The organism is Aeromonas sp. s6 (assembly GCF_040907815.1).
Lineage (GTDB): Bacteria > Pseudomonadota > Gammaproteobacteria > Enterobacterales > Aeromonadaceae > Aeromonas > Aeromonas caviae.
The window spans coordinates 1-9,398 of the sequence record NZ_JBFOCN010000021.1; the positions used below are offsets into that span (position 1 = coordinate 1).

Here is a 9,398-nt window from a genome sequence, read left to right on the forward strand (position 1 = left end):
GGGCATGATGAGCGACCTCCAAAAAGCAGTAATAGATCAAAACAGCCGATCGCCGTCAAGCCGCGAAAAAGGGAAAATCAGGTGCGGAATGACGGATTAACGCCTAAACTCTCGGCCACAGGCCCGTAACGGGCTGCCTTTTTATTGATCTCGCCAGATTAGGGATAGCCGCCTTGAACCTTCGTCCCCTGCTTTTTCTGTGCCTGCCGGCCGCCCTGTTGCTAAGTGCCTGCGATCAGGCTCCAGCCCCCCAAGAACAGGCCCCGCGCCTGGTCAAACTCTTTACCGTGGAAGATCCGGCCGGGGCGCGCCTGCGCGAATTCCCCGCGCGCCTGAAGGCCACCGAGGAGGCCGAGCTGTCGTTCCGTATCGGCGGCCAGCTGAAGACCCTCAACGTGCTGCAGGGACAGCCGGTGAAACGCGGTCAGCTGATTGCCAGCCTGGATGACGCCGACCAGCGCCTGCGCCTGCGTGATCGCCAGGCCAGCTATGACTTGGCCAACGCCCAGTTCAAGCGTATTGCCCAGTTGCTGGAGCGGCAGATGATCTCCCGCGCTGAGTATGACCAGCGCAAGGCCACCCTGGATTCGGCCAGCGCAGCGCTCAGCCTGGCCCGTCAGGAGCTGGAATACACCAGCATTCTCGCGCCCTTCGACGCAGTGGTGGCCAGCACCCATGTGGACAACTTCCAGGTGGTGCAGGCCAAGCAGCCCGTGGTCACCCTGCAGAGCGGCAATCAGCTGGATGTGCTGTTTCAGATGCCGGAAAACCTGCTGACCAACCTGCGCAGCCGTGAAGAGAACCGCGACTATCACCCCAGCGTGATTCTCGACAGCCTGCCCGGCCGCGAATTCGAGGCGGTCTATAAGGAGCACAGCACCCAGCCTGATCCCAAGACCCTGACCTATCAGGTGACCCTGTCCATGCCGCGTCCCGAGGGTCTCAACCTGTTACCGGGGATGAGTGCCACGGTCAAGGTTGACTTGGCCCAGGTCAGCCGTGACCTGGGTAGCCGCCTGCTGGTGCCGGTGGAGGCGGTGTTCAGTCCGGACGACAGCGGCCCCGAGGTCAAGCAGGTGTGGGTGGCTCGCGAGCAGGACGGCGTGCTACGTCTGACGGCCCGCCAGGTCGAGGTGGGCCAGCTGAGCCGCAACAGCATCGAAGTACTCAGCGGCATCGAACCCGGCGAGCAGATCGTTGCCGTGGGTGGCGCCGAGCTGGAGGAAGGCCAGGCGGTAAGGCCCTGGGTACGCGAGCGAGGGCTGTAAATGGATATCGCCGGCTACTTTATCCAGCGTCGCGTCACCAGCTGGCTGGTCACTCTGGTGCTGGGCATCGGCGGGCTGCTGGCCTTTCTCGGAATCGGCCGCCTGGAAGACCCGTCCTTCACCCTGAAGAACGCCATGGTCATCACCAGCTATCCCGGCGCCTCGCCGCAGCAGGTGGAAGAAGAGGTCAGCTACCCGCTGGAGAACGCCATCCAGCAGCTGCCCTCGATCAAGAAGGTCACCTCCATCTCCAGTGCCGGGCTGTCGCAGATCAGCCTGGAACTGCACAGCCAATACAAGGCCGAGCAGATCCCGCAGATCTGGGATGAACTGCGGCGCAAGATCAACGACTTGCAGCCCAACCTGCCACCGGGGGTCAACCCGCCGCAGGTGCGGGATGATTTCAGCGATGTATTCGGCTTCTTCCTGCTGCTCACCGGCGAGGGCTACAGCGCCCAGGAACTGCGCGATTTCGCCGACTACCTGCGCCGTGAACTGGTGTTGCTGCCTGGCGTAGGCAAGGTCAGCCTGGCCGGCGCCCGCCAGGAGCAGGTGCAGGTGGAAATCTCGCGCAGCAAGATGAGCACCCTGGGTATCGCCCCGCAGCGCCTGGCCCAGGTGCTCAGCCAGCAGAACGTGGTGTCCAACGCCGGGCGCATTCTGGTCGGCAGCGAGTCGATCCGCCTGCACCCCACTGGCGAGCTGCAGGATGTGCGCGAGCTGGAGCGTCTGATCATCAGCGACCCGGGCAGCGCGCAGCAGGTCACTCTCGGCGATATCGCCCAGGTCAGCCGCGGCTTTAGCGAAACACCGGGCAACCTCTACCGCATGAACGGCCAGCCGGCCCTGACCCTGGGCGTTTCCTTCGCACCCAAGGTCAATGTGGTGGATGTCGGCGCGACGATCAACGCGCGCCTGGCTGAACTGGACGCCCAGCGCCCGGCCGGTATGCAGTTGCAGGTGTTCTACGACCAGGCCGCCGAAGTGCAGGCCTCGGTGCAGGGTTTCGTGATCAACTTCGTCGCCTCGGTGGCCATCGTGATCGTCGTGCTGCTGATCTTTATGGGCCTGCGCAGCGGCCTGCTGATCGGCCTGATCCTGGCCCTGACGGTGCTCGGCAGCTTTATCTTTATGCGCCTGCTGGGCATCGAGCTGCAGCGCATTTCCCTCGGCGCCCTGGTGATCGCCCTGGGCATGCTGGTGGACAACGCCATCGTTATCGTCGAAGGCATTCTGGTCGGCCGTCAGCGCGGCCAGAGCACCCTGGAGGCGGCGCGGGGCATTGTCCGCCAGACCAACCTGCCGCTGCTCGGCGCCACCCTGATCGCCATCATCGCCTTCGCCCCCATCGGCCTGTCGGACGACTCCACCGGCGAGTTCTGCCTGTCGCTGTTCCAGGTGCTGATGATCTCCCTGCTGCTCAGCTGGGTGACTGCCATCACCCTGACGCCGTTCTTCGCCAGCCTGTTCTTCCGCGATAACCAGACCCTGACCGGCCAGGATCAGGGCGACCCCTACGGCGGGGTGATCTTCACCAGCTACCGGCGCCTGCTCGACTTCGCCCTGCACCGCCGTAGCCTCACTCTGGGCGTGTTGGTGGTGCTGCTGGTGGTGGCCATTGCCGGCTTCGGCAAGGTGCGCCAGAGCTTCTTTCCGCCGTCCAATACGCCGATGTTCTTTATCGACCTGTGGCTACCCCAGGGCACTGATATCCGCTACACCGAGCAGCTGGTGGCCGAACTGGATCAGCATGTACTGGAGCAGGAAGGAGTGACCACGGTCAGCAGCACAATCGGTCAGGGCGCCCTGCGTTTTATCCTCACCTACTCACCGCAGAAGCAGTATCCCAACTACGCCCAGCTGCTGGTGCGCACCGACAACCTGGAACGCATCGAGCCGCTGATCAACCAGTTGGAACTGCATGTCGCCGAGCAGTACCCGCAGATCAAGCCCAAGTTCAAGCAGCTGATGCTCGGCCCCGGCAATGACAGCAAGATCGAGGCGCGCTTCAGCGGCCCCGACCCCGACGAACTGCGCCGCCTGGGTGGCGAAGTCAGCCGCCTGATGCGCCAGGATCCGGTAGCCAATGCAGTGATGCACGACTGGCATGAGCGCACCAAGCTGGTTCGTCCACAATTTGCCGAGGCCCGCGCCCGTGAACTGGGGGTGGACAAGAGTGCACTGGATGACCTGTTGCGCATGAGCTTCTCCGGCATGAACGTGGGCCTGTACCGCGACGGCACCCGCCTGCTGCCGATTGTCGCGCGCACCCCGGACAACGAGCGGCTGAATGCCGACAGCCTCAGTGACCTGCAGATCTGGAGCAGCGTGCGTGGCATCTACCTGCCCATCGAGCAGGTGCTGCAGGGCTTTTCCACCGAGTGGGAAGACCCGCTGATCATGCGTCTGGATCGCAAACGCACCCTCACCGTGCAGGCCGATCCAGCCCTGCTCAGCGGCGAAACAGCAGCCCAGCTGCTCCAGCGTATCAAGCCCGAGATCGAAGCCATCCCCCTGCCCGAGGGGTATCACCTGGAATGGGGCGGCGAATACGAAAGTTCGCGCAATGCCCAGGGCGCGGTGTTCGGCAGTCTGCCTCTGGGCTATCTGGTGATGTTTATGATCACCATCCTGCTGTTCGACTCGTTCAAGCGCGCCACCGTGATCTGGCTGACCGTGCCCCTGGCGATGATCGGCGTAACCCTGGGCTTTCTGCTCACCGGCATTCCCTTCGGCTTTATGGCCCTGCTCGGCCTGCTCAGCCTGAGCGGCATGCTGGTGAAGAACGGCATCGTTCTGGTGGATGAAATCCAGCTGCAGCTGGCCAGCGGCAAGGACGCCCTGCAGGCCGTGGAAGAGGCCTCCATCAGCCGCGTACGCCCGGTATCCATGGCTGCCCTGACCACCATCCTGGGCATGAGCCCGCTGTTGACCGACGCCTTCTTCCAGAGCATGGCGGTGGTGATCATGTTCGGCCTGGGCTTCGCCACCCTGCTCACCCTGGTGGTGCTGCCGGTGCTCTATTGCGTGTTCTACGGGATCAAGGCGCAGACCAAGGCAGAAGTCTGAGGGGCGGTTGTCCACCCTATGCTGGCGTGACGTGGCGTAGGGTGGACAACGCGCAGCTTGTCCACCCGCTGTTATTCCCTGCTAAATCTGGCGGGCGCGCCTAAAGGGGTCGTCTCAGAAAACGGAAAATAAAGCACGCTAAGCGTGCGTGGAGGCTGGCACCCAGCGGTACAGCGTCGGAATGGACACGCCGAGGTTCTTGGCCACGTCCTTGGGCGGCACCCCGCTGGCCAGCAGCTTCTTGGCCGACTCGATCTTGCTGTCGGTCATCTTCGGCTTGCGGCCGCCTTTGCGGCCGAGCTGCTTGGCGACTTCCAGCCCGGCGCGGGTGCGCTCGACGGTCAGCTCGCGCTCCATTTCGGCAAGGCTCGCCATGACGTGGAAGAAGAACCGCCCGGATGGTGTGCCGGTGTCGATGGAGTCGGTGAGGCTCCTGAACTGGACACCGTGCTTGTGCAGATCGCCGACCAGATCGACCAGTTGCTTGACCGACCGGCCCAGCCGGTCGAGCTTCCAGACGACCAAAGTATCGCCTTCGCGCAGCATTTCGAGCGTCTTGGCCAAGCCAGGCCGGTCTGCCCGCGTGCCACTCACCTTGTCCTCGAAGACCTTTTTACATCCGGCCTTGCTCAAGGCTTCGCGTTGCAGCTCCAGGTTCTGATCCTGCGTCGAGACGCGCGCATAGCCAATCAACATGGCTTGTCTCGCGCCCGGTCGATGCGTTCCTGCATCGCCTGCATCACTTCTTCGTGGGTGTACGATCTGGCGTTGGCGTCGGTGGCTTGCCGCAGGGCTTCCTCAACCTCGCGCGTCATCCGCTCGTAATCCTCCGGCCACAGCGCTTGCTCCATGCGCAGCGACGCCTGACCCAGCAGGTGCAGCAGGCTGAACAGCCGCATGTCGTTGGTGGCGACGATGCGCTCCCGAATCTGCTCCTGAATAGCTTCGCTAGCCCGATGCGCTTGTGGTGTGGCAGTCCCCTCGTAGTCAGCGGGGAATTCCGCTTCCTCGGCAATCCTTGCCCAGGCGCTGGCCAGCGCCTCGATGGTTGACGTGCTCATTTCCGCCGCTCCTGTGCTCTTTGGCGAATCAACCGGCCAAGGGGCCTCGACGCGAAAACCAGCAGCATCACGCCTATCGGATACCAGGTCGAGAAGACCACCAAGGCATCGAAGGCTGGCCGTCCGGTGTTGGTAGGCAGTACGGCGGTCACAGCCATCAACCCGCCGACCGTCCAGATGATGCGCCACACGTAGGGCATCACGCGGGGCACGTAGCCGTCATCGAAAGCGGTCTGGTAGTAGCGGCGCAGGCCGCGCTCGGCAAGCGCCTGGCGCTGCCGCTCCGACAGCGCATCCGTCCGGCCATACCAGCGCCGGAATGGTGGACAGCGCAGCAGCAAAGGGGTGAAGAGGATCATCACCGCCACGATCGCGACACCCCACGCCATGACGGCGCCGGCATCGGGCCGCTTGGCGTTCTCGATCACGGGCGCGAAGACGCCCGGAGCACCGATCATCCAGAACAGCGCAATGTGCTGATGGAAGGAGAGCTTCATTTGCTCATCCACTTGCGCAGCAGGCGCTTTTTCAGGGAGGCGCGTTCTTGCGGGTTGCGTCCCTTGTGATTGGCGATGCGATCCGCCGTGGCGGCCTGGCGCTTGACGGGCCAGTAGGAGCGGCCATCCTTGCCCATCGACCAGACGCTGCTGGCCTGGTTTTCCAGCAGGGGCAGATGGGCGCTCAGGGCTTCGGGCGACGCGCTGGTCAGCGCCGTGCGCTCACGGGTGCGCCAGCGCTGATGCCAGAGCTTCTTGTCCTCGCGCTCGCTGCCGCAGGTCGTGTGCCCGACGATGGGTGTTTTGCGGCGGCTGCGGCTCATAACGTAGTGGTCTCCAAGAACATTCAGGACTGATCCCAGGCGTCGATGGTCAAGACCTGATCGGCAGGACAGGCGGCTACGCGGTCGGGAACTGGATGGTGTTCAGTCTCATGCCGACCCCATTCGATTGATCGCGTCGCTTGCGGCACGCTGCGACGCAAGGAGGTTTGCGACCTGGTTTAGCAGCCGTGTCCGCTGCATGTCTGTTACCTATCTCCCCGACCGCTCATTGGACCAACTCCAGAGATTGGGCTCTATCGCTCAGCCAATACGAAACCGGCATTGGCTGATGCCACAACCGAGACGAACACAAATGGCTCGGTACCTGTATTTCGCGCCCCGTGCACTTGGCCCGGTCTTGCCACGGCTATCTCACCTTCCCTGAGGGCACGAACAATCCCATTGCCCTGAAAGTAATCAGCCATTCCCGACAAAACAGTCCACGTGTCTTGGCCGTGAGGATGAATGTGAGCCGCAATTTCCTGCCCGGGATGGACATGCCAAACCACGATAATTGAGTCTCGGGTTTCAAGCACAACGGAACGAATAGGCTCGCCTTCGGACGGCTGAACATACTCGGCTACAGAAAATATTCTCGATTCAACAGTCATCGGAGATCCCTCTTTCACAGTGCCCCCAGACAGGCTGGATATGAGTTCTAACTCGAATTTGAACGGGAGGCTGGTCGTGCGGTCGTGCAGTTGCCGATGAGCGTGTCGGCTGCTGCCTCCTTGCCCACCAGCGAACTCACGTCCGTTGCGGCCATCCAGAAGGTCTTGCCCGAGCGCGGCTCATAGGTCGCGGGATCGAACACGCCAGAGGGGCCGAACATCGGCGGCTTGATTGGTCATGGCTCCATGCCTTTGTCGTTACGGTCTTCATCGTCGGCATCCTGACGCACGGCGGGCAATTGCTGGAGCAACGCCGGCAGCCATTCCTGTACCGTCTCCCACACCACATCGAGGTTGATGTCGAAATAGCCGTGAGCCATGCGATTACGCATATTGCGCATGCTGCGCCACGGCACGTCGGCATGCGCCTGGGTGAACTCGACGTAGCCATCCATCACCTTTGTGGCCGCCTCGCCGATGACGATCAGGCTCATGATGACGGCCTGCTGGGTGCGCTTGTCGGCCAAGAAGTCGTCCTTGGCCATCCCTTCCACGAAGCTGCGCGCATCGGTTGCGGCCTGCTGAATGTGGTCGAGGTAATCGGGCAGGCGGTTCTCGCTCATATCGGTTGCGCCTCCGCGAGCACCTTGGCCCGGAACTTCGGCGGCAGGTCGCCGGGAGTCAGCAGATCGACGTCAACGCCGAGCAGCGATTTCAGTTCTTCTTCCAAATCGCCCAAGTCCAACAACGTGGCACCGGGCAGCGCATCGACCAACAGGTCGAGGTCGCTGCCATCCCGGTCGGTGCCATGCAGCACCGAGCCGAAGACGCGCGGGTTCGCGGCGCGAAAGCGGCCTACCGCTTCACGCACTGCGCTTCGCTTCATGTCAAGCACAACAGACGGTCGCATGCGCATCCTTTCTTATCGAAACTCGTTGAGATGATATGCAATCAAGAATAGAATTTCAAGAACTATTTTCGAGAATCGCAATGCCTTGATTCCCGTGCCGCGCTGTTGTCTTGATGTAGTCATGTCGTTTTCAGAAGGCGACTGCACGAAATATCAGGAGTCGGCTGCACTGCCAGAACTGGCCGCCTGCAAGGCAGCGTAGAGAGCGGTTTTTCCTACCTTGAGGCGTGCGGCGGCCTCGCGGACATTCAAGCCGTTGGCGACAAGCTCCCGCGCTCGTTGCAACTTGTCGGCAGTGACAACCGGCTTGCGTCCGCCTTTGCGCCCGCGTGCGGCGGCAGCGGTCAACCCGGCCTTGGTGCGCTCGCGGATCAGGTCGCGCTCGAACTGGCCCAGCGCACCGAACACATGGAAGATGAGCCGTCCGCCCGGCGTGGTGGTGTCGATGTTTTCAGTCAACGAGCGGAAGCCGACGCCCCGTGCTTCCAGCTTGCCGACCGTCTCAATCAGGTGCGGCAGGGAGCGGCCAAGCCGATCCAGCCGCCAGACGACCAGCACATCGCCATCGCGCAGATAAGCCAGCGCATCGGCCAAGCCGGGCCGGTCTGCCTTGGCCCCGGATGCCGTGTCCTCGAAAACCCGTTCGCAGCCTGCATTGCGCAGCGCATCCGTCTGCAAGGCGGTGTCCTGTTCCGCCGTCGATACCCGCGCATAGCCGATGAGTGCCATTTCCGCCAATTTGTCCGTTATACCGTCCGCCTATCTTATTGTCCGTCATCCCGTTGCGCAAGATGTTTTCGGACAGGCGTCCGGTTTGGCCGCCTAATGATCGTTTGGCGGACAAGGCGACTGGCATCAGCCGAACAGCTCGCTATGGGAGCCAAGCCGCGCCAGTCGCAGGGTGTCGGCGTCGGACTTGCGGTAGATCAGCAGCAGGTCGGGCTTGATGTGGCATTCGCGGTAGCCCGCCCAATCGCCGGAAAGATCGTGGTCGCGGTATCGCACATCCAGGGGCTGATCGGTCGCCAGCGCGACCAGAACCGGCTTGAGGTCATCATTCGTGCAGCGGACTCCTGATACTGTTCGTTCAATAGACGACTGCACAACAGCCTTCAAACCGCGTTGTCTGGTGCAGTCGTCTTCTGAAAATGACAGGCGCGGCCCTGCCTGACATCAAGTTAGGGTATAGCCTAGATTGACATGCGCGATGCAACCCTTAACTTGCTTGCACCTATCGTTTCCATGCTAGCTTTATCGTAACGCTCAAGAAATTGGGCTTAATGCCGAAAACAATAAAATAAAACAGCCAACCCTTGAGGTTCTTATGCGCCAGAATTTACCAGTGACGGGTCGAAACTTAGGGAAGGTGCGAACAAGTCCCTGATATGAGATCATGTTTGTCATCTGGAGCCATGGAGCAGGGTTCATCATGAGTCATCAACTTACCTTCGCCGACAGTGAATTCAGCAGTAAGCACCGTCAGACCAGAAAAGAGATTTTCTTGTCCCGCATGGAGCAGATCCTGCCATGGCAAAACATGGTGGAAGTCATCGAGCCGTTTTATCCCAAGGCTGGTAATGGCCGGCGACCTTATCCGCTGGAAACCATGCTACGCATTCACTGCATGCAGCATTGGTACAACCTGAGCGATGGCGCGAT

12 protein-coding genes are annotated in these 9,398 nt (G+C 61.8%); 3 read left to right on the forward strand and 9 right to left on the reverse strand.

The window, feature by feature from the left end; genetic code table 11:
* Nucleotides 1–173: 173 nt before the first annotated feature.
* Both AB5Y50_RS02215 and AB5Y50_RS02220 read left to right on the forward strand, forming a co-directional pair.
* Nucleotides 174–1,268, forward strand: a complete 1,095-nt coding sequence (locus AB5Y50_RS02215; protein WP_010676151.1) for an efflux RND transporter periplasmic adaptor subunit — start codon at nucleotides 174–176, stop codon at nucleotides 1,266–1,268.
* Nucleotides 1,269–4,337 carry an efflux RND transporter permease subunit gene (locus AB5Y50_RS02220; RefSeq protein ID WP_010676152.1) on the forward strand — a complete coding sequence of 1,023 codons (3,069 nt, stop codon included), beginning with the start codon at nucleotides 1,269–1,271 and terminating at the stop codon, nucleotides 4,335–4,337.
* Nucleotides 4,338–4,475: 138 nt separating this feature from the next.
* Here the strand turns inward: AB5Y50_RS02220 and AB5Y50_RS02225 are convergent, their stop codons facing one another.
* The 9 genes from AB5Y50_RS02225 to AB5Y50_RS02265 all read right to left on the reverse strand — a co-directional run bounded on the left by AB5Y50_RS02225 (nucleotide 4,476) and on the right by AB5Y50_RS02265 (nucleotide 8,843).
* A complete protein-coding gene (locus AB5Y50_RS02225) occupies nucleotides 4,476–5,033 on the reverse strand; it encodes a recombinase family protein (protein WP_003100847.1) in 558 nt (185 codons plus the stop codon).
* Nucleotides 5,027–5,398: a hypothetical protein gene (locus tag AB5Y50_RS02230; RefSeq protein ID WP_003100853.1), complete on the reverse strand. Its 372-nt coding sequence runs from the start codon at nucleotides 5,396–5,398 to the stop codon at nucleotides 5,027–5,029. Before AB5Y50_RS02230 ends, AB5Y50_RS02225 begins: the two co-directional genes overlap by 7 nt.
* Nucleotides 5,395–5,895 carry a hypothetical protein gene (locus tag AB5Y50_RS02235; protein ID WP_003100856.1) on the reverse strand — a complete coding sequence of 167 codons (501 nt, stop codon included), beginning with the start codon at nucleotides 5,893–5,895 and terminating at the stop codon, nucleotides 5,395–5,397. Before AB5Y50_RS02235 ends, AB5Y50_RS02230 begins: the two co-directional genes overlap by 4 nt.
* On the reverse strand, nucleotides 5,892–6,218 hold the full coding sequence (locus AB5Y50_RS02240) for a hypothetical protein (protein WP_003100858.1): 327 nt from the start codon (nucleotides 6,216–6,218) through the stop codon (nucleotides 5,892–5,894). The genes AB5Y50_RS02235 and AB5Y50_RS02240 overlap by 4 nt, the downstream gene beginning before the upstream one ends.
* Before the next feature lie 254 nt (nucleotides 6,219–6,472).
* Entirely contained in the window at nucleotides 6,473–6,829 is a 357-nt protein-coding gene (locus AB5Y50_RS02245; RefSeq protein ID WP_003465043.1) for a cupin domain-containing protein, read from the reverse strand.
* A gap of 236 nt (nucleotides 6,830–7,065) precedes the next feature.
* Nucleotides 7,066–7,452 (reverse strand): DUF86 domain-containing protein, encoded by a 387-nt coding sequence (locus AB5Y50_RS02250; protein WP_003100872.1) that lies wholly within the window; start codon nucleotides 7,450–7,452, stop codon nucleotides 7,066–7,068.
* The gene (locus AB5Y50_RS02255) at nucleotides 7,449–7,739 is read right to left on the reverse strand and encodes a nucleotidyltransferase (RefSeq protein ID WP_001247892.1); all 291 of its coding nucleotides are present in this window, start codon (nucleotides 7,737–7,739) and stop codon (nucleotides 7,449–7,451) included. The genes AB5Y50_RS02250 and AB5Y50_RS02255 overlap by 4 nt, the downstream gene beginning before the upstream one ends.
* Nucleotides 7,740–7,892: 153 nt before the next feature.
* On the reverse strand, nucleotides 7,893–8,468 hold the full coding sequence (locus AB5Y50_RS02260; RefSeq protein ID WP_001173919.1) for a recombinase family protein: 576 nt from the start codon (nucleotides 8,466–8,468) through the stop codon (nucleotides 7,893–7,895).
* Between the two features lie 126 nt (nucleotides 8,469–8,594).
* Nucleotides 8,595–8,843 (reverse strand): type II toxin-antitoxin system YafQ family toxin, encoded by a 249-nt coding sequence (locus AB5Y50_RS02265; protein ID WP_012585400.1) that lies wholly within the window; start codon nucleotides 8,841–8,843, stop codon nucleotides 8,595–8,597.
* A 325-nt stretch (nucleotides 8,844–9,168) separates the two neighbouring features.
* On the opposite strand from AB5Y50_RS02265, the gene AB5Y50_RS02270 reads away from it, so the two are divergent.
* Nucleotides 9,169–9,398 (forward strand): transposase (locus AB5Y50_RS02270; RefSeq protein ID WP_368162399.1); only part of this gene is annotated, 230 nt, incomplete at its 3' end.

Excerpts from the sequence above, each read along its gene's own strand:
- AB5Y50_RS02220 (WP_010676152.1), top strand. The coding sequence starts at position 1,269 with ATGGATATCGCCGGCTACTTTATCCAGCGTCGCGTCACCAGCTGGCTG.
- AB5Y50_RS02225 (WP_003100847.1), bottom strand. The coding sequence starts at position 5,033 with ATGTTGATTGGCTATGCGCGCGTCTCGACGCAGGATCAGAACCTGGAG.
- AB5Y50_RS02230 (WP_003100853.1), bottom strand. The coding sequence starts at position 5,398 with ATGAGCACGTCAACCATCGAGGCGCTGGCCAGCGCCTGGGCAAGGATT.
- AB5Y50_RS02235 (WP_003100856.1), bottom strand. The coding sequence starts at position 5,895 with ATGAAGCTCTCCTTCCATCAGCACATTGCGCTGTTCTGGATGATCGGT.
- AB5Y50_RS02240 (WP_003100858.1), bottom strand. The coding sequence starts at position 6,218 with ATGAGCCGCAGCCGCCGCAAAACACCCATCGTCGGGCACACGACCTGC.
- AB5Y50_RS02245 (WP_003465043.1), bottom strand. The coding sequence starts at position 6,829 with ATGACTGTTGAATCGAGAATATTTTCTGTAGCCGAGTATGTTCAGCCG.
- AB5Y50_RS02250 (WP_003100872.1), bottom strand. The coding sequence starts at position 7,452 with ATGAGCGAGAACCGCCTGCCCGATTACCTCGACCACATTCAGCAGGCC.
- AB5Y50_RS02255 (WP_001247892.1), bottom strand. The coding sequence starts at position 7,739 with ATGCGACCGTCTGTTGTGCTTGACATGAAGCGAAGCGCAGTGCGTGAA.
- AB5Y50_RS02260 (WP_001173919.1), bottom strand. The coding sequence starts at position 8,468 with ATGGCACTCATCGGCTATGCGCGGGTATCGACGGCGGAACAGGACACC.